Source organism: Mesorhizobium sp. CA12, assembly GCF_020165255.1.
GTDB lineage: Bacteria > Pseudomonadota > Alphaproteobacteria > Rhizobiales > Rhizobiaceae > Mesorhizobium.
In genome coordinates this window covers 59,516-84,786 of the sequence record NZ_JAIUHT010000022.1, presented here as the reverse complement: position 1 = coordinate 84,786, position 25,271 = coordinate 59,516, and the positions used below count along the sequence as shown (strand labels likewise).

Genomic DNA, 25,271 nt, shown 5'->3' with positions numbered 1-25,271 from the left:
CATGAAGGGGCCGGACACATATCCTTCACATTTCGGCAGCGCACATTGAGCCGGCTCGCCCGCTTAAGTCCGGTTTTCAACAGGTTGAACGAAAGATGCATTCGTCAGACAAAATGACGTATTGCATCGCAACAATATCTTGCTAACCTCGCCGGGAGACATTCAAGGCTCGGCGCAGTTCGTCGTCCTTTTGGTCGTCGGACGGCAGCGGGGTTCGCGATGTTCTACCAGCTCTACGAAATGAACCATGCGGCGCTGCAGCCGGCCCGCTTCTATGCCGACGCGGTGCGGCTCTTCTACTCCAACCCGCTCAATCCGGTTTCCCACACCCCCTTCGGCCGCTCGGTCGCGGCGACCGCGGAGCTCTTCGAGCGAACCACCCGTCGCTACGGCAAGCCGCAGTTCGGCCTGGACAAGGCCGTGGTCGACTGGAAAAGCGTCGACGTCGCCGAAAAGACGGTCTGGTCGAAGCCCTTCTGCGACCTGATCCGCTTCGAGCGCGCGCTGCCCGCCGGCCGCAAGCCCGATCCGAAGCTTTTGATCGTGGCGCCGATGTCGGGCCATTACGCGACGCTGCTGCGCGGCACGGTCGAGGCGATGCTGCCTCATGCCGACGTGCACATCACCGACTGGGTCGATGCCCGCATGGTGCCGGCGGCGCTAGGAAGCTTCGATCTCGACGACTATGTCGACTACATCATCGAGATGTTCCACGCGCTCGGCCCCGACACGCATGTGATGGCCGTATGCCAGCCCTCCGTGCCGGTGCTGGCGGCGGTGGCACTGATGGAAAAGCGCGGCGATCCCTTCGTGCCCTCCACCATGACGCTGATGGGCGGACCGGTCGACACGCGCCGCAACCCGACCGCGGTCAATCTTCTGGCCAAGGAAAAGGGCATCGACTGGTTCCGCGATAATGTCATCATGCCGGCGCCGTGGCCGGTGCCGGGCTTCGGCCGCCCGGTCTATCCCGGCTTCCTGCAGCTCTCGGGTTTCATGAGCATGAACCTCGACCGCCACATCATCGCGCACAAGGACTTCTTCATGCACCTTGTGAAGCATGACGGCGACAGCGCCGAAAAGCACCGCGACTTCTATGACGAGTATCTGGCGGTGATGGACCTGACGGCGGAATTCTACCTGCAGACGGTCGACACCGTGTTCGTGCGCCACGCTCTGCCGAAGGGCGAGATGACGCATCGCGGCGAGCCGGTCGATCCGAAGGCGATCCGCAACGTTGCGCTTTTGACCATCGAGGGCGAGAACGACGATATTTCCGGCCTCGGCCAGACCCAGGCCGCGCATGATTTGTGCGTCAACATCCCGGCCGACAGGCAGGCGCACTACATGCAGCCGGCCGTCGGCCATTACGGCGTCTTCAACGGCTCGCGCTTCCGCTCCGAGATCGTGCCGCGCATCGTCGACTTCATTTCCAGCTATGGCCGCCAGCACCGCGTGGCGGCGAAGCCTAAACTGGTCCGTTCCGCCAAAAGCTGAACTCCGGAGCACATCATCAGCCTTGCCGCCACCTGGCGGCCAGCGGTTTGCACCCGCGCTTCTGTTGCGAAAGTGCCGCTACGGGATCGCGCAGGTAACCATGCCGCCAAACTGACCGTCGTCTCCAATTGACACGGACTGTAAATCGCCCTTAACGTTTCGTTAATAAAGAACAGGGCGGGGGCAATGACTTCCTCAGCGATGACGCGGATTCTGCGCTTATGTGCAGCCGCAGGACTGGCGATCTCTGCGCATTGGGCGGTGCCGGCCTGGGCGGCTGGCGCGATGGCCACGGGCGGCCTGACCTCGCAACCGATCGGCCACTATGATTTCTGCAAATCGCATCCGAGCGAATGCAACATCCGCCCGGTCAATCTCGGGCCGGCCACCATGACGGACGGCCTGTGGCGCAGGCTGGTCAGCGTCAGCGCCAAGGTCAATGCCGCCGTCAAGCCGCTGAGCGATCTCGATCACTACGGCAAGGACGAAGTCTGGGCCTATCCGGACGACGGCTATGGCGACTGCGAGGACTATGTGCTGGAAAAGCGCCGCCAGCTCTACCGCCTGGGCATGTCGCTGGCCGACCTTTTGATCACCGTCGTGCGCAAGCCGGACGGCGAAGGCCATTCGGTGCTGACGGTGCGCACCGACAAGGGCGACTATGTGCTCGACAACCTGACCGACAAGGTCAAAGCCTGGGACGCGACCGGCTACCGCTTCCTCAAGCGGCAGGCGATCGACAACACCGGGCGCTGGGTCTCGATCCGCGACGGCCAGCCTGTGCTTGTGGGCTCGGTGCAGTAGGCAGAGCTGAGGGCGCTAACCTCGGTTTCGTCATTCGAGCAAAGCAAGGAGCGCAGCGACGCAGCGCAGGCCCTAGATGACGAAGAGAGGGTTTCGCTCTCTCGGACACATTATTTCGCATCTCTCCATGAACCTTTTGCGTCCGGTCAGCGACACATAGCCGTGGACGACAAACCCAACCATGGAGAATTTCAATGACTGCTTTCCTGCGAAACACCCTGCTTGCCGCCATCGCGGTGTCGGCCTTGACCGGATCGGCCCTGGCGGACGAGACCACCAAAAGCTGCGCCAAGACCAATCTCAACGATCTGTGGAGCGGCCGTTGCTGCGGCGTCGACTCCTCGGCTTGTCTGGGCGGTGGTAATGGCGGCCGCGATCACAACAACAATGGCGGACGCGGTAGCACGAACGGCGCCGGCAAGCAGTGATTTCAGGAATAAGGGCTGTTCGCGGCCTAGCACACGGAAGCCGTGGCCCTCGCTGAACGTCACCGCGGCGCAGAACGATCTTTGTTCTGCGCCGCCTTGCCCTTCGCGCGAGTCACGGAATGATCCTCGGGCCTGCGCGTCCGCTTCGCCCGTGGATGACGAAGTTCGGGCGGCTTCGGCTAGCCGCCCCGTTTCATCAGGGCAAGCTATCCGCGCAGCGCAGCGCGGACAGCCGCCGTGATTTTCCTCAGCTCCGCCTCATCCAACTTCTCGATGCTCTCGGCCAAAAGGTTGGCCAGCTCGGTTGCCGCCGGCGACAGGCCGGATGTGTCGATCCTGACCCTCGGATGCGAGCTCTCGGCGAGGCGGGCAAGATCCTCGGCGTCGTCCCAGATGATGTTGAAGTAGCCGATGATCTTCTGGATCAGTGTCCAGGTCGGCGCGCCGCGGCGGCCGTGCTCGAGCGCCGAAAGATAGGCGGCGCTGACGCCGATGGCCTTGGCCATCGCCTTCTGGCTGACGCCGCGCTCGGCGCGCAGCGTCCTGAGCTTCTCGCCGAACGGGGTCATGTCGGCCCGCTCATTGCCGAATCCTCATGACCGTATCCGCCGCAGCCGCACATAGAGCGCGCCCGAGCCGCCATGATTGCGGGCGGCATGGTCGTGGCTGGAGACGAGGTGCCGGAAGGCGGGCGTCGACAGCCAGGCCGGCACGGCGCGGCGCAGTATGCCGTCGCCGCCCGAGGACGACCCCTTTCCGGTGATGATCAGCACGTAACGGATGCCGCCGGCATGCGCGCGGTTGAGGAAGGTGAGCAGCAGCGAATAGGCCTCGTCCTGCGTCATGCCGTGCAGGTCGACGCGGCCTTCGATCGGCAGCCGGCCTTTTTTCAGCTTGTGCAGCGTCTGGTCGTCGAGCGAATGCGCCACATGCGGCGCCTTCGGCTTGGCGGCCACGGCCGCTACGCCATTGGCGGCAGGCCGGGGCGTCTCAGGCTTGGGCTCGACGATGTCGGGGATCTCGACGGCCGTTTTGCCCTTCAGCGGCCGCGCCGAACGCGCCACCAGGTTCCACAGGATACGGTCGTCGTCGCTGAGATGATCGTCGCGGCGGCTCACCGGGTCGCTCCATGCAGAAGCGCACGCGGCACCAGCGCATAGAAATCGGCCGCGTTGCGGACCACGCCGGCGATCTCGCCGGCAGCGTCGCCCGAGCCGGCGAAGAGATCGCCGCGCGCCGGACCGGTGATAGCCGAGCCGGTGTCCTGCGCGATCATCAGCCGCCGGAACGGTTTTTCATCGAAGGCGGTAAGCGTCGGCGCATCGATGTAGAAGGGCGTGCCGAATGTGTGCAGCAGGCGGTCGACCGCGACCGAGCGGCCCGGCGTCAGCGGCACCTTGGCGGCGGCGATCGGGCCGAGCGAAGCATCGTCGACCGCGGCTTCGCGGAAGAAAATGTAGGAGCGGTTCCGCCACAGGATCTCGTCGACCCGGTCGGGATGTGCCTTGAACCAGGCTCGGATCGATTGCATCGTTACCTTTGCCAGCGGAATCTCGCCGAGATCGCTCAAGATCTTGCCGGGGCCGGTGAAGCGCTGGCCGGACTTGGCGGCGTAGGTGACGCGGCAGAGCTTGCCGTCTGTCATCTTCAGCCTGGCTGCGCCCTGCACGTGGATGAAGAAGGCGTCGACCTTTTCGGCGAGCCAGGCGATCTCGAGGTTCCGGCCGGCGAGCGCGCCGCGCTCGATTTCGCCGCGATCGAAATATTCGACCGGAACACCATCGGTCCGGCGGGCGAAGGCCAGATAGGCATCCATGCCGGCCGGCCGGTTGCCGTCGTCGATTTCGATCAGGTCGGCGGGGCGCGACAGCAGCGGCACGGTGAATCGCCCGGTCCTGACCGGCGAGGCTTCGACCTCGGGCTCGTAGAAGCCGGTGACGAGACCCGCGCCGTTTTCGGCCTTGACCAGCATCGGCACGAAATGCCGTTCGAAGAAGGATCGCGCCTCGGACCTGCTCGGCGCCGAAACGGCACGCGCCTCGGCATAGGCATCGGCAAAAGCATTGAAATCGACGCCGAGCGATCCGGTGCGGTAAGATTTTATCGGCGCGTGGAAGGCCGAGCGGCGAAACGCGGCGAAGGCCGCAGCATGGTCATCTTCGCCCCAGCCCGGAAGGTCGCTGAAGGATTTTATGCCGAATGCGGAAGAGAGCGGCACGACTGGGGCCCCGCCGCTTGATCTCAATCTTCTTCTTCGGTGGCGACAAGCTTCCAATTCGGGTCGCGCGAGCGGGTGTCGCGGGCGAAGGTCCAGACATCCTTGACCTCGGCCACCGTTTCAGGGTCGCCGTCGATGACGGCGCCGGCCTTGTCGCGGGTCGCCGAGATCAGCTCGGAGACGACGCGCAGCGTGATATGCGCTTCCGAGCCCTTCATTTCGGCGGCGACGATGTCGGCCTTGTCGATGCCGACGAAGGAGGATTGGATCTTCTCCGATTTGGCCTCGCGGTCGCCGATCGCGGCGACGAAACCATCATAGACTTCGCGCGACAAAAGGTTCTTCAGCGTCTTACGGTCGCCGTCGGCATAGGCCATGACGATCATCTCATAGGCCATCTTGGCGCCGTCGACGAAGGTCTTGGGATCGAAGGACGGATCGTTGTCCTTGATGGAGCGCAGGCCCTTGTTGAGATCGGTGTCGGGTTTGGCGAAGGCGTCGATATCGGCATAGATCTCTGGCGCGGTTTCGCCCGGCGCGCGCTTGCGCGGCAGCGACACCACATTTTCAGGCTTTTGCGCCGCGTCGGCCTCGCGCGTGCGGCTCGCCGAATAAGGATCGAAGGGCGGGCGCTCGTTTCCGGTGCGACGTCCAAGCACGTTGCGCAGCTGGAAAAAGATCACAACCGCCGCAATCAGAAAGAAAATCGTGCCGAAGTCGAAGAAACCCATATTTTCCGCCAACTCGATCCCTGTCCGTGCCGGACCGGCGTAACCCCTGGGGACCGCGGTCGCATAGCGTTCAACACCCAAAGCATATAGAACGGCAGGCGCAATCATTCAAATCAAAGGCAGCCATACCTATCTAAAGGCGCCAAGGCCAGCGGCGATTGTCCGTCAGCGCCGCAAAAGAAGAAAGCGATCGGTCAAGACTTGCGCATCTCGTTCATCCCGCTGTTCCTGCTCCTGCTGCCGCTTCTGGAGATCGCCGGCTTCGTCGTCGTCGGCCGCGAGATCGGGGCTTTGGCTACGGTCGGGCTGGTCATCCTTTCCAGCGTCGCGGGCAGCCTGCTGCTGAGGCTTCAGGGTTTTGGCGTCATGGCGCGGGTGCGGGCGGAGATGGATGCCGGGCGCGATCCCAGCCGCCAGCTCGCGCATGGGGCGATGATCGTGCTGGCGGCGATCCTTTTGATCATTCCGGGCTTCATCACCGATTTCTTCGCCATTCTTCTCTTGTTGCCGCCGGTGCGCGACTTCGCCTGGCGCCTGCTGAAGAACCGCATCGTCATGGCGACCAGCTTCAGCCGCGGCTTTTCGGCGCGCCGCCGCAACAATGTCATCGACCTCGACGACAGCGACTATTCGCGCGACGATTATCCGGACCGGCCGGACCACAATTCGCCCTGGCGGCGGCTGAAGAACGATTAAGGGCCAAAACGCCTACCGGTTCGTCCTTGGGCGGAGCGGGAAGCGAGCGTACCGCGCAGCCCACAGGATCCGGTAACTTCCGAGTGTTGCCGCGGTGCAAAATTCTGCTCCGCCGCATTGCACGGCTCGGGTCACGGAATGGATTCCAGGGTCTCCGCGACGCCGCTTCGCGGCTGCTCCGCCCTGGAATGACGAGTTTGGGAGGCTCCTGCCAATCCCCGCCGTTCGCGCTGTCCTGTTCCTTCCGCCGATGAGGGCGGCAAAACTTGTTTTGTCCGGCCGAGCATGGTAGCGAACCCGCGATTTCAATCCGGTCAGCAATGCTGCCCAGGCAAAAGGACTTAAAGACTCATGGCCAGCAACGATGACGCCGCGACCGGCGCCGCCAACGGCAACGGCACCCAAAACCAGCCCTCGCTCAATGTGCTTGCGCAATATGTGAAGGACCTATCCTTCGAAAGCCCCGGCGCCCCGAATTCGCTGCGCGGCCGCGACAAGGCTCCGGGCATCGCAATCAATGTCAATGTCAACGCCAACCCGCTCTCGGACAAGCAGTTCGACGTCAATTTGACGCTGAACGCCAAGGCCTCCTTCGACCAGGAAGTGCTGTTCAATGTTGAGCTGGTCTATGGCGGCGTCTTCGCCATCAGCGGCTTCCCGCAGGAGCACATGCTGCCGCTGCTGTTCATCGAATGCCCGCGGCTTCTGTTCCCCTTCGCCCGCCAGATCGTCGCCGACGCCACCCGCAATGGCGGCTTCCCGCCGCTGATGCTCGATCCGATCGATTTCGCGCAGATGTTCCAGCAGCGCATCGCCGAGGACCAGGCTGCAGCTGGCAAGGTCCAGGTGAGCTGAGGCTAACCGGCGCTACACCCTATCGAAAGCCCGGCTTAGCGCCGGGCTTTTTTTTCGCTGCTTGCTCCGCCCTGGAATGAAGCCGGGAACATGGCCATGCCCAATTTCGAAGGTTGACGGCTGATCGCTGGGCCTGATCAACAAAAACCCCCGACAAAACGTTGCCGGGGTTTTTTCGTCTTAGCAGTTCAGGAGCCTCTATTCCGCCGGCGATGGTTTCTTGCGGAAAATCGATGCCAGATTGTCCCACAACTCGATCTTGGCGCCCTGGCGCTTCATGATCACGCCCTGCTGCAGGATCGACAGCGTGTTGTTCCAGGCCCAGTAGATGACGAGGCCGGCCGGGAAGCTGCCCATCATGAAGGTGAAGATCACCGGCATCCAGGTGAAGATCGCCGCCTGCGTCGGGTCCGGCGGCGCCGGGTTCATGCGCATCTGCAGGAACATGGTGATGCCCATGACCACCGCCCAGGCGCCCATATGCGGCAGGAAGGCCGGCGCCGCGAACGGCAGCAGGCCGAACAGGTTGAAGATCGAGGTCGGATCCGGCGCCGCGAGGTCGTGGATCCAGCCGAAGAACGGCGCATGCCGCATCTCGATGGTGATGTAGAGCACCTTGTAGAGCGAGAAGAAGACCGGGATCTGCAGCGCCACCGGCCAGCAGCCGGCCAGCGGATTGATCTTCTCGGTCTTGTAGAGCTCCATCATCGCCTGCTGCTGCTTCATCTTGTCGTCCGCGTATTTCTCGCGGATCTCGACCATCTTCGGCTGCACCTTCTTCATGTTCGCCATCGAGGCATAGGACTTGTTGGCGAGGGGGAAGAAGATGGCCTTGACGACGACGGTGGTGGCGAGGATCGCCAGCCCGAAATTGCCGAAGAATTTGTAGAGCGTGTCGATGAGCCAGAACATCGGCTTGGTGATGAAATAGAACCAGCCCCAGTCGATCAAAAGGTCGAACTGGCGGATCTGCCGGTCCTTGGCATAGGCGTTGATGGTCGAGACTTCCTTGGCGCCGGCAAAGATCTCGGATTCGACCGTCGTCGACTGGCCGGGCGCGACGCTGATCGCGTCGGACAGATAGTCGGACTGGTAGCTGTGGCTGTGCGGCCCGTCCTTGAACTCGAAATAGGAGAATTTCGGCTGGAAGGGCTGCTTCTCCGTCGGGATGAGCGTCACGGCCCAGTATTTGTCGGTGATGCCGAGCCAGCCATTGGTCGACTTGCTGGGCGTGTATTCCTTGTCCTTCTCGATCTTGGCGTATTTGTATTCCTGCAGCCCCTCGCTGCCGGTCACGCCGATCAGGCCCTCATGCAGCACATAGGTGCTGGCGACGGCCGGCTTGTCGAAACGGGTGACGCGCCCGTAATTGTAGAGCGAGACGGCGGCCGTTCCCGAATTCTGCACCGTGTCGGAAACGGTGAACATGTATTCGTTGTCGATCGAGATGGTGCGCTTGAACGTCAGGCCCTTGTCGTTGGTGAAGGTCAGCGTCACCGGCGTCGAGGGCGTCAGCGTCGGATTGCCGTCGACGCTCCACACCGTATCCGCGCCGGGCACAGTGCCGGTGGTGTCGTTGCCGACGAAGCCGATCTCGGCGAAATAGCCATTGGGCAGCGACGACGGGTTGAGCAGCTCGATCTCGGGCGAGTTCTTGTCGACCGTCTCGGTGTAGTGCTTGAGCCTCAGGTCGTCGAGGCGCGCGCCGGTCAGGTTGATCGAGCCCTCGAGGCTGGGCGTGTCGATCTTGACGCGCTTGGTGGCGGCAATCGCCTGGTCGCGGCTGGCCGCGGTCACGCTGTCGCTGCCGGGCGCGCTGGGGATGGCGCCGGCGGTCGGGGCCGGCGTTCCGGCCGCGCCTGGATTGGTGCCCTGCGCTTCCTTCTTCTGCGCCTCGACGCGCTGTTGCTCGACGCGTGCCTGCTCGCGCTGCTGTTCCATGCGCGGGTTCATGTAGAACACCTGCCAGAGCGTCAGGATCAGCACCGACAGCGCGATGGTGATGAAGAAATTGCGGTTGTTTTCCATCGAAGCCCTTGGCCTATCGTGTTCCGCGCAGCCGGCGGGAGAGCTCGGCCTTCAACTGGCCGAAGGGAATGGCAAGCACGTCTTCACGCCCGACGATGACATAGTCATTGCCGGGCGCCATGTCATCGGCGGCATGAACGCGCACGGCTTCCCTCAGCCGCCGCCGGACGCGGTTGCGCACCACGGCGTTGCCGACCTTCTTGGTGACTGTGTAGCCGACGCGCGGCGCAAGGTCATCGCCGCGGTCGAGAACTTCAACGAGAAAAAGCCGCCCGCGGCGTTTCTCGCCGCCGCGCACAGCCAAGAAATCCGCGCGTTTCAGAAGCCGCCCGGGAGTTTTCCCCTGTGGCTTGCCGGGTGCGGGCAACGATCTCGTCTTTCGTTCAGGCGCTGAGCCGCTTGCGGCCGCGGTTGCGACGGGCGGCAACGACGCCACGGCCACCCTTGGTGGCCATGCGGGCACGGAAACCATGCCGGCGCTTACGGACGAGCTTGGACGGTTGGTAGGTACGCTTCATTTGTTTTAATACCGCGGGGTGCGGCCCTTCTTGATTCTGTCACTGTGTAACAGGAGCTTTGCCGGGCCGGCCTAGGCGCGATCGAAACCGCGCCGGGACGAATGGCCCGAGCGTGAGCGGGCTTATAGAAAGAAGGTCTTTGGAAGTCAATGCGCCCCGCCGCGAGGCATTTTTCGCGCAGCCGACGATGAAATTGGCAAAAAGACCGCAAATCGCATAATCTTGGCCGATCAAGCCTTTGTGAATGCGCGTCAATGACGAGTGAAACTCTGCCCACGAACGAGAAGGCACAGCCGGCGGCGGCGAATTCGTCGCGCCGGGTGCCGTTGTCGCGCGGTCTGTCGACCAAGCTGCTTTTACTTACCATCGCCTTCGTGCTGCTGGCTGAAATCCTGATCTTCCTGCCCTGGATCGCCAGCTACCGGGTGAACTGGCTGAAGGAGCGCCTGAGCACAGCCGCCGCGGTGTCGATCGTGCTGTTGCAGGGCGAGCCCAACTCGCTGTCGCACAACGCCCAGAACGATGTGCTGATGGCGATCGGCGCCAAGGCGATCGCCGTGCGTGACGGCGGCGTCTCACGGCTTCTGGTGGTCGCCGACATGCCGCCACAGGTCGACGCGCACATCGATATCGCCAATGTCGGCCTGATCAACGGCATGACCGGCGCGCTCGACACGCTGTTCTTCGGCGGCAAGCGCATGCTGCGCGTCTTCGGCCCGGTCGGCGACAGCGACAAGGAATTCGAGCTGATCATGCCGGACTACCGTTTGCGCGACGCTATGCTCCGATACTCGCGCAACGTCGCCGTCGTCTCGCTGCTCATCTCGCTGTTCACCGCCATGCTGGTCTATGCGGCGATCGACCTGATCATGATCGGGCCGATTCGCACCATGACGCGCTCGATCCTGGCCTTCTCCGAGGCGCCCGACGATCCAGGCCGCGTCATCCGCCCCGCCGACCGCGCCGACGAGATCGGGGTCGCCGAACGCGAGCTGTCGCAGATGCAGGACCGGCTGCAGAAGATGCTGTCGGAGCAGAAGCATCTCGCGGATCTCGGCCTGGCCGTCTCCAAGATCAACCACGACATGCGCAACATCCTGGCGTCCGCGCAGCTGATGTCGGATCGCCTGCGCCAGGTGAAGGACCCGACCGTGCAGGCCTTCGCGCCGAAGCTTCTGCGCGCCCTCGACCGCGCCGTCTCCTACTCCGAAGGTGTGCTTCACTATGGCCGTACGCAGGAGCCGGCGCCGTCGCGCCGCCGCGTGCGACTGCGCCAGTTGGTCGACGACGTGCACGGCCTGCTCGACATCGAGGAGGGCATCGAGTTCATCAACGCCATCGAGCACGCCTTCGAGGTCGATGCCGATTCCGACCAGCTGTTCCGGGTGCTCACCAATCTCTGCCGCAACTCCGTGCAGGCGATGGCCGCCGACACCGAAAGCGCGGTGGTGCGCCGGCTGGCGGTCGCGGCCGAGCGCCAGGGCAGCGTCAGCCGCATCACCGTCACCGACACCGGACCCGGCCTGCCGCCCAAGGCGCGCGAGAACCTGTTCGCCGCCTTCCGCGGCTCGGCGCGCAGCGGCGGCACGGGGCTTGGCCTAGCGATCGCGCACGAGCTGATCCGCGCTCATGGCGGCACGGTCGAGCTGGTCGAATCGATCGGCGGCCGCACCGTCTTCGCCGTCACCATTCCCGATCAGCCGGTGCGGCTCGATCAGGCGCGCAACGGCCTGCGCCGCCCGGCTTGAGGTATGCCGATATTCAGGTGAGGCCGGCCTGCAAATGGCGGCTTCCTCCGCTTCCGGTGCTCACGTACTTTAAGTACGCTCCGCTCCGGTTCTCAGAAACCACCATTTTCGACTCGGCCTGACCTGAATCTCGATACACCTCAGGCGCGGCAAAACCACCTGCGACAAAACTTTTGCCGGATCGGCTTGCTTTTCGCAAATTCAGTCGTTAGGGAACACTCCACATCGCGGCCGGCATTCTCGACCGGATCGCGGGGCCTGTTTCATGCACGGCCTGTTGCGCGCCCGTAGCTCAGCTGGATAGAGCACCAGACTACGAATCTGGGGGTCAGGAGTTCGAATCTCTTCGGGCGCGCCAACAATTTCAGATATTTAGCTGAATCCCACCGTTTTCAAATGGCCGTTTTGAAACGGCTCTGCATCGTCGGATGGATTTGCGCGGTTGGGAGAACTGCAGCAAAGGATCGGGCGATCATCCGGCCCGAGCCGTGTTGCGTTCTTATATGGGCCAAAACTAATTGCAAAATGAAATCAGTCGATCTAATCTGAACCGATTGCACAACGCAATCAGATTACGCGGATGCGTATGGGGAAGGCAATGGCCAAGCTCGTGTTCGGAATGAACCAGTCGCTGGACGGCTACGTCGATCACACGGCCTTCGGGCCGAGCCCCACGCTCTTTCGCCACTTCGTCGAGGAGGCCGAGCGCCAGGCGGGCAGCATTTACGGTCGCCGCATGTATGAGGTCATGCGCTACTGGGACGACGAGCATCCCGAATGGAATGCGGACGAGCGGGCCTTTGCCGCAGCGTGGCGGAACCAGCCGAAATGGGTCGTCTCGCGCTCGTTGAAGTCCGTCGGGCCCAATGCCAGTCTTGTCGAGGGTGATCTCGAAGGCGCTATCCGCAAGCTGAAAGCCGAGCGCGCCGGCGAGATCGAAGTCGCCGGCCCGGATTTGGCGCGAAGCCTCACTGAACTGGGCCTGATCGATGAGTATCGGATCTACCTGCACCCCGTGGTGCTTGGTCACGGCAAGCCGTATTTCGCCGGGCCCCGGCCGCCGCTGCGCCTGATGGCTCATGATCGGATCGAGAATGTGATCAGGTTAGCCTACGCTCCCGCCTGATCTCCGTCGTCCGACGCGCCCTCCGCCAGACCGCTTATTCGAGGCCCGCAGTTCGAATCTTCGGACGCTATTCGTCGTTCAAACGCCCACCCTGAAATGTCAGGGCAGGGCCCGGCGCGCCTATGCCGGGTAAGCTAGCGCCAGGATTCTGGGCGAGATGGTGAAGCGCACGGTCAACCGATTGCCGGATGAAGTGACCGCCTCGCCCGAGGCGAGATCGACGGCGATGTCCTCAAAGCCCAGCACCCGGGCGTCGAGCGGAAATGAGGCCTTGTAGACCGCCTCCTTGATCGCAAACAGAATGCGGCTGCCTATACCGGAATCAAGATCGCCCAGGCGGTCCTGCGGCGTTGCCACCATGCCTTGGAGGTCGTGCGGCAGGGGCAGGGCAGGCTCGATGTCGACGCCCACGCTTCTCATCGCGTCGGATCGCGCGGCGACCGCCACGGCAAGTTCGTCGTCATGCGCAATTGAACCGACGATACCTGCAGGCCAGATCGGGTTTCCCAATTGGCTCCGCAAGACGGCGAGATCCGCACAGCTCAGGCGCCGCAGCAATTCATGCGCGACCTGACGGCCTGCTCCAGTGGCGGCGCGCGCCCTCTGTTCGCGCGTGGCGATGGAAGCGCCTTCCGCCGGCAGGATGTATTGCTCGTCGCCGGCACGAATAAGACGGCAGCCGGTGACGAGGCCGGGCTGCGCGAGGCCGGCCAGCGCCTGCTCGACGGCGCTCTCGATGTCCGGTCGCGCGTCGTCCGGCCGTGTGATCACTTGCTGCTCAATTGGAGCACGGCAATCATCTCGCCATCCTCGTCCAGTTCCGTCTCGACGAAACCGAAGCCGGCATAGAGCCGGCGCGCCGCCTCGTTGTCCGGTTCATAACAGATCGAGACGCGGCGTATGTGGCCGAGCTGCGCGATCTCCTCCAGCGCCCGGGCAACCGCGGCACGGCCAAGGCCCTTGCCCTGTTCGCGGCGGTCGATCATGAAACGGTAGATAATCGCCTCGTCATCGTCGTCTGGAGCGCTGTACATCAGGAATCCGACGACGCGCCCGGCCGCAACGACAGCGCGGGCGAGGGCCTCGTCGTCTTCCCCGGCCTCTTCCAGCGAGTCGGCATTCGAGGCGACGAAGCCTTGCTGCTCGGGCATCAGCTCGAGCGCCAGGATCGCCGCCCGGTTGTCCTCGCCGACAGGCCGCAGGACAACCTGGCGGTCGCCCGTCCGCGCTTCGGCCGAACGCGTCACTGTTTCTGCCCGATCTCGATCGCGCTCGCGTCGATCGGCGTCACCACGCCATAGAGCTTGGCCGGGTTGCCGCGCCACACGGTGTTGGGCTCCAGCACTTCGCCCTTCATGACGAAGCAATCGAGGTCCGCCACTGATCCCTCGCCCATTACCACCGCGTAGTGGATGAAAGCGGCCGAGGCGAGCGTGCAGCCATTACCGATGCGGATATAGTCGGATTTGAACGCGCCTTCCTCCAGCGAATGCGCCTGGATGACGCAGCCCTCGTTGAGCGTCACGTCGTCGCCGATCTCCACCAGCGACCGCTCGGTGATGATGCTTCCCCCGTCATAGACGCGCCGCCCGACCTTCACGCCCACCAGACGCAGGATCAGCGGCCTGAACGGGGTGCCGGTGAACAGGCCCATGATCGGCGAATCGGACAGCTTCCAATGGCGTTCGTGGCGCCAGAAGACCGGGTCGTAGATAGTGGCCATCCTGGGCTTCAGCCGGCGGAAACCGAGGCTGGCCCGTTCGAGGAAGATGTAGAACGGAATGCCGATCGCCGTGGTCAGCACCACCGCCACGAACAGCGCCGTCTGCTCCCACTCGTTGTAGTAGTTGAGCGCCCTGTCCCAGATGGCGAGCGTCAGGAACAGGATCAGCCACTGCGCGGCCAAGAACAGCAGCGCGGTGACCAGATTGTGGAGGTTCTTCAGCGGCAGCCGGCGGTGGCGCTCCTGGTCGGAGATCAATCCGAGAAGCTCCTTGTCGCGATTGACCATGCGCGGGATTTCAAAGGGCGGCGACCCCAGCAGCCCGACATTCTCGCGCACGGGACCATCGACCGGTACATGCACCTTGGTCCCGAGCAGGCAATTGTCGCCGGTGCGGGAATCCGGCGAATAGATGATGTTGTTGCCGAAGAAGTTGCGCTCGCCGACCCGCGTATGCTCGAGACGGAAGGAGTTGGCGGACTTCTGCATGTTGACCATGAACAGGCCGTCGGAGACCATCGTTTCCGAGCCGATCTCGCTGAGCTGCGGGTTTTCATGCCGCTGGTTGGTGCCAAAATTCGACCCGGTCTGGTTCACCTTGTTCAGCCGCCAGCCGATGGCGCGCAAATAGTAGACGACGGCCGAGCTGTCGCCGAACAGCACGTTCAGCAGTCGCACGTTGCTGACCAGCTCCAGCATCGATTGCAGCCAGTAGTGGAAGCCGTAGAGCGAATAGTCTCGACCGGGCTTCAGCATGAGGTTGAACAGCCGCGGCACGATGGCCGCCAGCAGCACGCCGCCGATGATGAAGCCCGCCAGCGTCACCGTGGTGCCGATCGCCACGATGCCGATGGTCTCCTGATAGTCGTCGCCGACATTCTCCCAGTAGGTGTGGAACAGAAGCGGGAACGGCGTGACGATGGCGAAGAGGATGAAGAGCTGGATCGCCTCGTAGATGATCCGGCGCGCTCGCGACAGCGGCACGTTGGGAACCGTGCAATAGTCCGCCTCGGTCGCAATCGCCGGCGATCCGTGCCAGCGCTCGCCGGCAGGGATCGCCTGTCCGCGATGCAGCGACGAAGCGTGGCCCAGCTGGGCGCCGTCGCCGATGCGGGTGTCGATGTCCAGCGTCGAGCCGACGCCGACGAAAGCGTTGTGGCCGATGTCGAGCGGGCCGGTGTGGATGTAGCCCGCCTGGGCGCGGAAGCCCAGGATCATGGAATCCTTGCGCAGGATCGAATTGTCGCCGATGCTGATCAGGTCGGTGCAGACCGGAACGGACCGGCACTCGATAACGGTGCGGTTGCCGAGCCGGGCGCCGAGCAGGCGCAAATAGAGGCTGTATAGCGGGCTGCCGCGGAACAGCACCACCGGCGCGCTGCGAACCAACGTCTTGACGACCCAGAAGCGGTAATAACGCCAGCCCCAGATCGGGAACGTCTCGGCCTTCCAGCGGCCGACCAGCAGCCATTTGGCGACGATGGCAAAACCGCTGAGCCCGAAGAAGACGCTGGCGGACAACAGAACGCAGCGCAGATAGAGCTGCACCGGGTCGTCCAGCGCGTCATAGACCCAGTTGAGCCCGTCATTGATCGCCCAGAGCGAGCCGTAGCTGTAGAGCGCGTAGAACATGAGCTGCCCAAAGCCCGTGCTCCAATAGGCAAAGCTGGAAGCCCGATGCGTCAGCATCGGCTCGCTCGCAGCAACCGCGGCCATCTGCGGCGCGCGCAGGTGCTCGGCGAGCTTCGCGACCGTGGGATGCAGGTAGACGTCGCGCATCGAGGTCGTCGACCAGGCCTTGCGGGAGCGGATGCGCGCGCAGAACCTCGCCATCAACAGCGAGTTCGCGCCGAGGTCGTCGAAGAAGTGGTCTTCGATGGAGATGTCCTCGAATTTCAGCACATCCTGCAGCGTGTCGACCAGAAACCTCTCGACCTCGTTGCGCGGGTCGATCATCGCATGGCCGGCCGCGACGCGCGCGCTGGTCGGCTTTGGCAGCTTTCTCAGGTCGACCTTGTTGGAGACGGTCATCGGGATCGCGGGCAGCTGCTCCAGATAGGCCGGAACCATGTAGTCGGGCAGCCGCTGCTTGAGTTCCCGCACGAGCGTGGTGCGATCCACACTGTCGCCGCCGCTCCTGGGGGCGTAATAGGCGACCAGTTCCGTGCGCTCGGGCTCGATCTCCCACGTCGTGACCGCCGCCTGCGCGATACCCGGCTGTTCCAGCAGCACGGCCTCGATCTCGCCCAGCTCGATGCGGTAGCCGCGGATTTTCACCTGCGTGTCGATGCGGCCGTGATATTCGATCTCGCCCTTGCCGTTGATGCGGCCGAGATCGCCCGTCCGGTAGAGGCGGCCGCTGGGATTGTTCGGCAGGCCGATGAAATCCTTGATGAATCGCTGCTCGGTGAGTTCCGGCCGATTGAGGTAGCCTACCGCAACGCCCATGCCACCGATGCAGATCTCGCCCAGTGCGTCGTCGGTCAGCACCTTCGGCTTTTCGGGGTCGAGAATGGCTATCGAATAGGTGGGCAGCGGCCTGCCGATGGTCACCGCTTCGTCCGGCGTCAGCAAGCCCATGGTGGCGGTGACCGTCGCCTCGGTCGGGCCATAGGTGTTCAGGATCTGGCGGCCGGGCTTCGCCCAGCGCACCACGAGCTTTTGCGAGCAGGCTTCGCCGCCGACCAGGATCGTGCGCAGGCTGGGCGCGTCGCTCTCGATCGACGACAAAAGCGTCGGGCTGCAGGCCATGCAGGTGATGTGATGCTCGCGCAGGAAGCTGGCAAGCTCCTCGCCAACGAGGGGCTGCTGGCCAGGGGCCGGCACGACCGTGGCGCCGGCGGCAAAGGGCACCCAGATCTCCTCCGAGGAGAAGTCGAAGGCGATGGTCATACCCTGGTACACGCGGTCGCCCGGCTGGTAACCGTAGGATGCTGCGGCGACGCGGATGAAGTTGCAGAAGCTCTGATGCGTGATGACCACGCCTTTCGGCTTGCCCGTGGTGCCGGAGGTGTAGAGAATGTAGCAGGTCTGGTCGTGGCTGCCCTCCGGCAGGGGCGCCGTTTCCGGCTTGAGGGCGATTTCGGATTCCGCCGAGTCGATCGAGATATGCGGAACCGGCAGGCGCGCCACGCGCGCGGCATAACCGGAGACGCTGATTACCATCGTGACATTGGCGTCCTCGATGATCATCACCATGCGATCTTCGGGGAAGGCGGTGGCTAAAGGGACGAAGGCCGCCCCTGCCTTCATCACGGCAAGGATAGCGATATAGGTTTCGGCCGAGCGATCCAGCAAAAGGCCTATCCTGTCGCCCGGCTTCACGCCGCGCTCGATCAGCAGATGCGCGAACTGGTTGGCGCGGCTGTTCAGCTCGCGATATGACCAGGGCCGGCCGCCGGAAATCACCGCCGGTGCTGCGTCGAAGCGGCTCGCCAGATCGCCGAAGAAGCGGTCAAGCCTCTCATGCGGCTCGCCCTTATGGATGAAATCGGGGCCGATCAGGATCTGATCGCGCGGTGGCGATTCCGTCACTAGTTTGGCTTTGGGCGCGTTTTTCTTGGCGGGCTTGCTTGCTTCATTCAGAGACATTGGAGGACCCGCGAGCTCGTGATGGCTCGCACTATGCCGTGATTGGCGAAAAGACAATTGGCTGGCGATGACGGGCCAGTTGATTTGCCTTTGCGGCGGATTTGAGATGGCGTTCCGATCGGCAATTCATGCCACGTGACGTTCACGATGATGTGACGGAGCGCCGTCCCAGCGACGACACCTGATCGCCTCTATTCAGCCCTTGCCGGCATTGGCCTTTCCGTTCGCTCCGTCGAGCAGGGCGATCAAGGCGGTGGCTAACGCCAGCAAAGAAACGCGCTCGGTTCTATTCGAACCGTGATCGCTTCGCAGCTCAATTGGTAAGCAAGCAGATATCCGCCTCGGCGACGCAGTACGGCACGTAGCGGAAATCGCGGATGCGCACGACCTCATCGCCGCGCCAGTCGATCAGCATGAAGCCGCGCACCGCATCGTGCGCCTGCGGGTTGCGGATCAGGATCGCCGGCCGGCCATCGACGAAGCCGAGCGACAGCGCCCAGTCGCCGAGGCGGTCGTAATTGCCGAAATAAGTCGAGGCTTCCTTCTTGCCGTTGAGGCGGGCGCGATTGAGGACGTCGACCTGGACGTCCTCGGCGATCAGCGTCCTGACCCCGTCGAAGTCGCGCGCGTTGAACAGGTCGACATAGCGGCGCAGCCGGCGCTCCTCCTCCCGGTCGAGCTTCGGCATGGCCACTTGGTCCGTTCGGGCGGCCAGCGCCTTCAGCTCTGCCCGGCCGCGATGCAGCGCCGCCTTGGTTGCAGCCAAAGTCGCTCCCGTCACCTCGCAGGTTTCGGAAAGGCTGAGACCGAGCACGTCGATCAGGACCACGGCGCTGCGCTGCGCCGGCGTGAGTTGCATGAACGTGCGCAGGCTTGCTGCCGCCGCAAGCCTCGCCTCGGCGCTGGCCGAGAGATCCTCAATCGTCGTCATGTCGGTTTCGGTGATACGTGAGCGCTCCCGCTGGCGGCGGCGCAGATGATCCTGCGCCGCATTGTGGGCGATGCGGAACAGCCACTGCTCGAGGCGCTCGACGCGGGCGCCGCCATCATACGCGGCAAGCGCCTTTACAACCGTCTCCTGCACGATGTCCTCGCCCTCGATCGACGAGCCGGCCATGCGGGCGGCGTAGCGGTGAAGTTTCGGCCGCAGGCCGACGAGCATGGCGTCAAGTTCCGCACGGCCGAACCCTGCTGAGCTCATCGTCCTCTTTCTCGCCTTGCCGAGGCCGTGCCGGATCAGGCGGGCACGGCTTCATAGGCCTTGGCCAGCATACGATAATTCCCGACGATCTTCGCCGGCGCCCTCACAAGAGGCGTCGCACGCCGCGCGGCATGATCGGCGCCGAACGCCTTGAAAGCGTCGAGTTCGGTCAACGCCGAGCTGTCCTTGTCGTAGCCGACGAGGTGGACGAATTCGCCATTCTCCAGTTCGAGCACCAGATAGCGCACCGATTGCGGCTGCGTTTCATCCAGCGCCTCGAACACTTTAGCCACCAGCGCCCGGTTCTCGGCGATGCTGGTGTCCTTCACGCCGTAGCGGATCAGATTGTAGGTCATTGTCGTCTCCTTCGGTTGGTATGAGGAAGACGTTTCGTGCGGGTCAAAGGATTCGCGTGGACACAAAAAATTTCCCCCTAAACCGCCTCAAGGGGGGATAACCGCTCAGGCGACCGCCTTCGCCGCCGCCCGCCCGGCGCTGCGCCCCGAAAAAATGCAGCCGCCGAGGAAGGTGCCTTCCAGCGCCGCATAGCCATGCACGCCGCCGCCGCCGAAGCCGGCGACCTCGCCCACCGCATAAAGCCCCGGCACCGGCTGGCCGGCGGCATTGAGCACGCGGCTATCGAGGTCGGTCTGCAGCCCGCCCAGCGTCTTGCGGGTCAGGATGTTGAGGCGCACCGCGATCAGCGGGCCGTTCGCCGGATCGAGCATCTTGTGCGGCTTGGCGGTGCGGATCAGCCTGTCACCGAGATAGGCGCGCGCACCGCGCAGCGCGGTGATCTGCGCATCCTTGGAGAACGGATTGTCGAGCTGCATGTCGCGGGCGCGGATCTCGCGCTCGATTTGGGCGACCTCCAGCAGCGGCTCGCCGCCGGCCAGCGCGTTCATCCGCGCCACCAGTTTCGCAAGATCGGCCTCGACGATGAAATCCTCGCCCTTTTCCATGAACGCCTTCACCGGGGCGGGAATTCCCGATGTCGCGCGGCCCAGCACCTGCCGCCAGCTTTTGCCGGTGAGGTCCGGGTTCTGCTCGGAGCCCGACAGCGCGAACTCCTTCTGGATGATCTTCCTGGTCAGGATGAACCAGGAATAGTCGAAGCCGGTGCTCATGATGTGGCTGAGCGTGCCCAGCGTGTCGAAGCCCGGATAGAGCGGCGCCGGCAGCCTTTTGCCGCGCGCGTCGAGCCAGAGCGAGGACGGGCCGGGCAGGATGCGGATCGCATGCTCGGTCCAGATCGGCGCCCAGTTCCTGATGCCCTCGACATAGTGCCACATGCGGTCGCGGTTGATGAGCCTGCCGCCGGCCGCTTCGGTGATCGCCAGCATGCGGCCGTCGACATGATCCGGCACGCCGGTGATCATCCGCTTCGGCGGCGCGCCAAGGCGTTGCGGCCAGTTCTGGCGCACCAGCTCGTGATTGCCGCCGATGCCGCCGGAGGCGACGATCACCGCTTGCGCATGGAGCTCGAAATCGCCGGTCGCGGCGCGCGCGCTCTTGCGGCCGCGCTCGACGCTGCTCGGTTCCAGCACATCGCCGCGCACGCCCGTCACTGTATCGCCGGTGCGGATGATCTCGTTGACCCGGTGGCGGAACTTGAACTGGACGAGCCCGCGCTTCTGCGCTTCGCGCACGCGCAGCACGAAAGGTTCGAGCACGCCGGGCCCGGTGCCCCAGGTGATGTGGAAGCGCGGCACCGAATTGCCGTGGCCGGTCGCATTGCCGCCGCCGCGCTCGGCCCAGCCGACCACGGGGAAGAATTTCAAGCCGCGCTCGATCAGCCAGGAGCGCTTCTCGCCTGCGGCGAAGCCGACATAGGCCTCCGCCCATTTGCGCGGCCAGAAATCCTCCGGCCTGTCGAAGGCGGCCGTGCCCATCCAGTCCTCGAGCGCGAGGTCGTGCGAATCGCGGATGCGCATGCGCCGCTGCTCCGGCGAATCGACCAGGAACAACCCGCCGAACGACCAGAAGGCCTGGCCGCCGAGCGACTGTTCCGGCTCCTGGTCGACGATGATGATTTTCTTGCCGGCCTCCGCCAACTCCGTCGCGGCGACGAGGCCGGCCAGCCCCGCGCCGACAATGATCACGTCCGCGTCAGCCATTTTTCCTCCCAGAACTAGCCGGCAAACTTATCGCGACGTCTCAGACGGGCTCCCAGCCGTCTTTGTCGCCGGCGCGGAAGATGGCGTCGATGACTTTCTGGTTGAGCACCGATTCCTCCAGCGTGAAGACGCGGTCCTTGCCGCCCTGCGCGGCGCGCACGAAGGCTTCGCATTCCAGCCGGTATTGCTGCGTGCCCGGAAAGCGGAATACCTGCGCCTCGCTGTGGTTCTGGTTGTGCAGCTCGATGCGGTGGTGGTCGTAAAGGCCAGCGTTAAACGGGGCGAAAACCTCGATGAAGCCCTTCTCGCCGTGGAACACCATCACCTGCCGCGCCGCCATCTGCGTCGACAGGTAGAAGGACAGCTCAAAATCGCCGAAGTCGGCTCGGATCGAGGAATAGATGTCGGTGCCGAAAGTCTTGTCGCGCTCGATCGTCGCCTGCACCCGCAGCGGCTCCTTGCCGGTCGAAAAGCGCGTCGACACGGTCGGATAGACGCCGATGTCGGGCAGCGCGCCGCCGCCGAGATCGAGCTGGTTGCGCATGTTCTTGGGGTCGACATTGTAATAGGAGAACGCGCCCTGCACATGGCGCAGCCGGCCGATGGCGCCGCTTGCGATCAGGTCGCGCACCTTGATCCATTGCGGGTGATAGACGACCATGAAGGCCTCGCAGACCAGCACCTTCTTCTCGTCGCGCAGCCTGATCAGCGGCGGAATGTCCTTGGCGTCGAGCGCCAGCGGCTTCTCGACCAGCACATGTTTTCCGGCCTCGATCGCTTTCGCCGTCCATTCGACATGCTGGGAGGTGGGCAGCGGGATGTAGACGCCGTCGACCTCCTCGGAGGCGAGCAGTTCCTCATAGGAGCCGAAGGCATGACGGGCGCCGAAACGCTCGCCCAGTGCCTTGGCTTTCGACAAGTCGCGGCTGGCGATCGCCGAGAGGACGCCGTTCTCCGACTCCACGATTGCCGGCAAAAGCTGCTCGCGGCCGATCTTCGCCGTCGACAGAACACCCCATCGGAACATCACGCTTCTCCGTGTCGGTTTACAGGCGACGAGGTTTGCCTGAAATCGGCGGAAAAGCCAATGCGTGAGGCGGCGCGCCCTTCCTCGCCCCGCGCAGTGGGCTACGGCATGCATCAATTTCCAAGCGGCTGGTCTTGGCGACGGCGTGCATGGCAGCTTGGCGCATGTATTGTCTTATGCTGCGCTGGTCGACCCCCACTCCGTCTCGGCTTCGCCGAGCCACCTCTCCCCCGATCGACTGGGTAGAGGAAAGGCGCCAAGCTTTTTGCCGTCAACGCCCGTCCAGCAAGGCTCCCTTCCTTTCCCTCCGGAGGGGGGAAAGGTGGCGCTGCGAAGCAGCGACGGATTGGGGGAACCACATGGCAATCAAGCCTCGGCCTCACCAGTCACTCACAGAAGATGTGTGCATAGCGTAGACGAAGTGGGGAGAGTTGACCGCACAGCGGACGAGAGGGGCAGCGCTGCCCTTTGCGATGCAGCAGATCGTCGTCCGTTAACCGAATCGGAAGGAGATGTTTAACGCTTCGTCTCTATGTCCCCTCCCCGGGAGGCACAACAGAGCGAGCATGATGAACGATAGCCCCGAAAAGCGAAACGAATGGCGCGCCATCTTCTATGTGCAGGCGCGCGTCGCCATCCTGTTTGTGCCGGTTGTGCTCAGCCTTCTCCTCATCGGCATCTTCGCCGGCAATGAGCGCAAATCCGTGCCCGATGCCGTTGATCCGACCGTGACGGGTTCGGTGCGCTGAACAAGGCGTCGCCCGGCCGGCTGCCGTGCACCGTCAAACAAATTTCGGGATCGGGCCATTCTGCGGCGTCGTATCGCCTTCGAGATCGATGAACACCTCGTCGACGAAGCACCAGCCCCAGCCTTCCGGCGGGTCGTAGCCCTCGATGATCGGATGCTGCGTGGCATGAAAATGCTTCGTCGCGTGGCGGTTGGGCGAGTCGTCGCAGCAGCCGACATGGCCGCAGGTCCGGCAGAGCCTCAGATGCACCCACCAGGAGCCGCTCTTCAGGCATTCCTCGCAGCCGAGCGCGCTCGGCGTGACCTTTTTGATGTCCTTCGTATGCCTGCATTCATCCATCATGGTCTCCTGGCCGGTTTGGCCTATTGGTTCTAGAGCATCATCCCGAAAAGTGGGACCGGTTTTCGGAGAAAGATCTTGCTCCAACAAAGAGTTGGACCGTGATGGCGATTCAACGAACCGCCATCACGGTCTAGCGGCGCCGTCCCGCGCCAGATAGGCATGCAGCGCCGCAACCACCTGCGCGCCTTCGCCGACGGCGGCAGCGACGCGCTTGGTCGAGCCGCAGCGCACGTCGCCGATGGCGAACACGCCGCTGCGGCTGGTCTCCATCAGCCCGTGCCCCGGTGTCGTGTCCGGCCCGGTGCGCACAAAACCCTTGGCATCCAGCGCCACGTTGCAGTTCGCAAGCCAATCGGTGTTCGGGTCGGCGCCGATGAACAGGAAGAGGTGGCGGATGGCGCGCGTCGTCTTTTCGCCGGTCGCCCGGTTGCGCCAGTGCAGCCGCTCGAGATTGCCGTCGTGCCCCTCCAGCGCCGCGACCTCGGTCTCGGTCAGCACCTCGATGTTGGGCTGTGCCTTGATGCGCTCGACCAGATAGCGAGACATGGTAGCGTCGAGGCTGTCGCGACGCGCCAGCAGCGTCACCTTGCGCACCTGGCTCGCCAGATAGACGGCCGCCTGGCCGGCCGAATTGCCGGCGCCCACCAGCGCCACCTCCTGGTCCAGGCAAAGCCTGGCCTCGATTGGCGAGGCCCAGTAATGCACCGAGGTGCCCTCGAACTGCGCGAGGTTGGCAATATCGAGGCGGCGGTAGCGCGCGCCGCTGGCGATCACCACCGCGCGCGAGCGCACCGTTTCGCCATCGCCGAGGGCAAGCTGGTAGCGGGCGCCGTCGCCAGCGTCGTCCAGCAGCTTCGCCTCGTCGGGGATAACCATCTCGACGCCGAATTTCTGCGCCTGGTTATAGGCGCGCGCCATCAGCGCCATGCCGGTGATTCCGGTCGGGAAGCCGAGATAGTTTTCGATGCGCGCCGAGGCGCCTGCCTGTCCGCCGAAGGCGCGGCAATCGAGCACGATGGTCGACAGCCCTTCCGAGGCGGCATAGACCGCGGCCGCCAGCCCCGCCGGCCCGGCGCCGACGATCGCCACGTCGTAGATTTTTTCGGCATCGATCGGCCGCAGCAGGCCGACGCAGCGGGCAAGCTCGGTCTCGCCCGGATTGTGCATCAGCTTGCCGTTCGGACACAGCACGATCGGCAGGTGGTGCGGGTCGACATGAAACCGCTCGATCAGCGTTTTGGCGCAAGGGTCGGTGTCGGAATCGAGAGCGCGATGGGGAAGTCCGCTGCGGCGCAGAAAGCCCTGCAGCCGCAGCACGTCGCCATTGCCGGGCGGACCGATGACGACCGGCCCGCTGGCGCCGCTTTCGAGCAGGCCGACCCGGCGCAGGATCAGCGCCCGCATGACGCGCTCACCGAGATTGGCCTCCTGCACCATCAGGTCGCGCAGGCGCTGCGAGGGGATGACGATCGCCTCGACCGGCTCGACCGCCTCGGCATTGACCAGCGACGGCCGGTTCGACAATTGCGCCAGCTCACCGACGAAATTGCCGGCACCGTAGCTGATGATCGCCTCGCGCGGGCCAAGCCCCCCGGCCTGGGTGATGTCGACCTTGCCCGACAGGATGAGGATCAGCCCAGGCGAGACCGTGCCGGCCGTCACGATGTGGTCGCCGGCGGCATAGGCGCGTGCCTCGCCGAAACGGCGCATGCGTCCGATGTCCTCGTCAGTGAGCACGGGAAACATCTGGTCGCGGCGGGCGGCGATGGTCGGGCTGACGGAAGGGGCCATGCGGCTGACCGTAGCGCCCGGCGCGGCGGGTTTGAAGCGGTTTGTTCGGGGACTGGCCGGAAGGGGAGGTTGGCCCAGAAT

24 protein-coding genes and 1 tRNA gene are annotated in these 25,271 nt (G+C 64.1%); 9 read left to right on the top strand and 16 right to left on the bottom strand.

The window, feature by feature from the left end; translation table 11 throughout:
- The first annotated feature begins 219 nt into the window (after nt 1-219).
- The 3 genes from LB520_RS26720 (at nt 220) to LB520_RS26710 (ending at nt 2,729) form a co-directional block, all read left to right on the top strand.
- Complete coding sequence (locus LB520_RS26720) at nt 220-1,497, top strand: polyhydroxyalkanoate depolymerase (protein ID WP_224639932.1); 1,278 nt, start codon at nt 220-222, stop codon at nt 1,495-1,497.
- 186 nt (nt 1,498-1,683) lie between these two features.
- Nucleotides 1,684-2,301: a transglutaminase-like cysteine peptidase gene (locus LB520_RS26715; protein ID WP_095767963.1), complete on the top strand. Its 618-nt coding sequence runs from the start codon at nt 1,684-1,686 to the stop codon at nt 2,299-2,301.
- Nucleotides 2,302-2,495: 194 nt separating this feature from the next.
- A complete protein-coding gene (locus LB520_RS26710; protein WP_095767962.1) occupies nt 2,496-2,729 on the top strand; it encodes a hypothetical protein in 234 nt (77 codons plus the stop codon).
- A gap of 206 nt (nt 2,730-2,935) precedes the next feature.
- Here the strand turns inward: LB520_RS26710 and LB520_RS26705 are convergent, their stop codons facing one another.
- The 4 genes from LB520_RS26705 to LB520_RS26690 are packed head-to-tail and all read right to left on the bottom strand — an operon-like array spanning nt 2,936 to nt 5,678.
- Complete coding sequence (locus LB520_RS26705) at nt 2,936-3,298, bottom strand: helix-turn-helix domain-containing protein (protein ID WP_224633791.1); 363 nt, start codon at nt 3,296-3,298, stop codon at nt 2,936-2,938.
- 24 nt (nt 3,299-3,322) lie between these two features.
- Nucleotides 3,323-3,847, bottom strand: a complete 525-nt coding sequence (locus tag LB520_RS26700) for a Smr/MutS family protein (RefSeq protein ID WP_140847517.1) — start codon at nt 3,845-3,847, stop codon at nt 3,323-3,325.
- Complete coding sequence (locus LB520_RS26695) at nt 3,844-4,947, bottom strand: murein transglycosylase A (RefSeq protein ID WP_224639931.1); 1,104 nt, start codon at nt 4,945-4,947, stop codon at nt 3,844-3,846. Before LB520_RS26695 ends, LB520_RS26700 begins: the two co-directional genes overlap by 4 nt.
- 23 nt (nt 4,948-4,970) lie before the next feature.
- Nucleotides 4,971-5,678: a Tim44/TimA family putative adaptor protein gene (locus LB520_RS26690; RefSeq protein ID WP_224639930.1), complete on the bottom strand. Its 708-nt coding sequence runs from the start codon at nt 5,676-5,678 to the stop codon at nt 4,971-4,973.
- Nucleotides 5,679-5,879: 201 nt separating this feature from the next.
- Between LB520_RS26690 and LB520_RS26685 the strand changes: the two genes are divergently transcribed.
- Together LB520_RS26685 and secB are read left to right on the top strand one after the other, a co-directional pair.
- Nucleotides 5,880-6,374, top strand: a complete 495-nt coding sequence (locus LB520_RS26685; protein WP_140847526.1) for an FxsA family protein — start codon at nt 5,880-5,882, stop codon at nt 6,372-6,374.
- A 351-nt stretch (nt 6,375-6,725) separates the two neighbouring features.
- A complete protein-coding gene (gene secB / locus LB520_RS26680; protein WP_095767956.1) occupies nt 6,726-7,229 on the top strand; it encodes a protein-export chaperone SecB in 504 nt (167 codons plus the stop codon).
- 198 nt (nt 7,230-7,427) lie between these two features.
- Here the strand turns inward: secB and yidC are convergent, their stop codons facing one another.
- From yidC to rpmH, 3 genes are read right to left on the bottom strand one after another with little or no spacing between them, the layout of a single operon-like run.
- Nucleotides 7,428-9,257, bottom strand: a complete 1,830-nt coding sequence (gene yidC, locus LB520_RS26675) for a membrane protein insertase YidC (protein ID WP_224549563.1) — start codon at nt 9,255-9,257, stop codon at nt 7,428-7,430.
- Between the two features lie 13 nt (nt 9,258-9,270).
- The gene (rnpA, locus tag LB520_RS26670) at nt 9,271-9,624 is read right to left on the bottom strand and encodes a ribonuclease P protein component (RefSeq protein WP_095767954.1); all 354 of its coding nucleotides are present in this window, start codon (nt 9,622-9,624) and stop codon (nt 9,271-9,273) included.
- 16 nt (nt 9,625-9,640) lie between these two features.
- A complete protein-coding gene (rpmH, locus tag LB520_RS26665) occupies nt 9,641-9,775 on the bottom strand; it encodes a 50S ribosomal protein L34 (RefSeq protein ID WP_008833937.1) in 135 nt (44 codons plus the stop codon).
- Between the two features lie 254 nt (nt 9,776-10,029).
- Here rpmH and LB520_RS26660 point away from each other — a divergent pair, with 254 nt between their 5' ends.
- The 3 genes from LB520_RS26660 to LB520_RS26650 all read left to right on the top strand — a co-directional run bounded on the left by LB520_RS26660 (nt 10,030) and on the right by LB520_RS26650 (nt 12,649).
- Nucleotides 10,030-11,523 (top strand): sensor histidine kinase, encoded by a 1,494-nt coding sequence (locus LB520_RS26660; RefSeq protein ID WP_095767953.1) that lies wholly within the window; start codon nt 10,030-10,032, stop codon nt 11,521-11,523.
- A 281-nt stretch (nt 11,524-11,804) separates the two neighbouring features.
- Nucleotides 11,805-11,881, top strand: a tRNA-Arg gene (locus LB520_RS26655).
- A gap of 240 nt (nt 11,882-12,121) precedes the next feature.
- On the top strand, nt 12,122-12,649 hold the full coding sequence (locus LB520_RS26650; RefSeq protein ID WP_224639929.1) for a dihydrofolate reductase family protein: 528 nt from the start codon (nt 12,122-12,124) through the stop codon (nt 12,647-12,649).
- 120 nt (nt 12,650-12,769) lie between these two features.
- Here the strand turns inward: LB520_RS26650 and LB520_RS26645 are convergent, their stop codons facing one another.
- The 7 genes from LB520_RS26645 to LB520_RS26615 all read right to left on the bottom strand — a co-directional run bounded on the left by LB520_RS26645 (nt 12,770) and on the right by LB520_RS26615 (nt 22,308).
- A complete protein-coding gene (locus tag LB520_RS26645; RefSeq protein ID WP_224639928.1) occupies nt 12,770-13,420 on the bottom strand; it encodes a 4'-phosphopantetheinyl transferase in 651 nt (216 codons plus the stop codon).
- Nucleotides 13,417-13,896 carry a GNAT family N-acetyltransferase gene (locus LB520_RS26640; RefSeq protein ID WP_224639927.1) on the bottom strand — a complete coding sequence of 160 codons (480 nt, stop codon included), beginning with the start codon at nt 13,894-13,896 and terminating at the stop codon, nt 13,417-13,419. The genes LB520_RS26645 and LB520_RS26640 overlap by 4 nt, the downstream gene beginning before the upstream one ends.
- Entirely contained in the window at nt 13,893-17,906 is a 4,014-nt protein-coding gene (locus tag LB520_RS26635) for a Pls/PosA family non-ribosomal peptide synthetase (protein WP_224639926.1), read from the bottom strand. Before LB520_RS26635 ends, LB520_RS26640 begins: the two co-directional genes overlap by 4 nt.
- Before the next feature lie 370 nt (nt 17,907-18,276).
- Complete coding sequence (locus LB520_RS26630; RefSeq protein WP_224639925.1) at nt 18,277-19,164, bottom strand: RNA polymerase sigma factor; 888 nt, start codon at nt 19,162-19,164, stop codon at nt 18,277-18,279.
- 35 nt (nt 19,165-19,199) lie between these two features.
- Nucleotides 19,200-19,520 (bottom strand): hypothetical protein, encoded by a 321-nt coding sequence (locus tag LB520_RS26625; protein ID WP_224639924.1) that lies wholly within the window; start codon nt 19,518-19,520, stop codon nt 19,200-19,202.
- A gap of 105 nt (nt 19,521-19,625) precedes the next feature.
- The gene (locus LB520_RS26620) at nt 19,626-21,281 is read right to left on the bottom strand and encodes an FAD-binding dehydrogenase (protein ID WP_224639923.1); all 1,656 of its coding nucleotides are present in this window, start codon (nt 21,279-21,281) and stop codon (nt 19,626-19,628) included.
- Nucleotides 21,282-21,321: 40 nt separating this feature from the next.
- Nucleotides 21,322-22,308 carry a Gfo/Idh/MocA family protein gene (locus tag LB520_RS26615; protein ID WP_224639922.1) on the bottom strand — a complete coding sequence of 329 codons (987 nt, stop codon included), beginning with the start codon at nt 22,306-22,308 and terminating at the stop codon, nt 21,322-21,324.
- A 569-nt stretch (nt 22,309-22,877) separates the two neighbouring features.
- Here LB520_RS26615 and LB520_RS26610 point away from each other — a divergent pair.
- The gene (locus tag LB520_RS26610; protein ID WP_224611264.1) at nt 22,878-23,057 is read left to right on the top strand and encodes a hypothetical protein; all 180 of its coding nucleotides are present in this window, start codon (nt 22,878-22,880) and stop codon (nt 23,055-23,057) included.
- A 33-nt stretch (nt 23,058-23,090) separates the two neighbouring features.
- Here the strand turns inward: LB520_RS26610 and LB520_RS26605 are convergent, their stop codons facing one another.
- Complete coding sequence (locus LB520_RS26605) at nt 23,091-23,399, bottom strand: UBP-type zinc finger domain-containing protein (RefSeq protein WP_224639920.1); 309 nt, start codon at nt 23,397-23,399, stop codon at nt 23,091-23,093.
- A gap of 123 nt (nt 23,400-23,522) precedes the next feature.
- Nucleotides 23,523-25,190, bottom strand: a complete 1,668-nt coding sequence (locus LB520_RS26600; protein WP_224639919.1) for an FAD-dependent oxidoreductase — start codon at nt 25,188-25,190, stop codon at nt 23,523-23,525.
- Nucleotides 25,191-25,271: the final 81 nt, after the last annotated feature.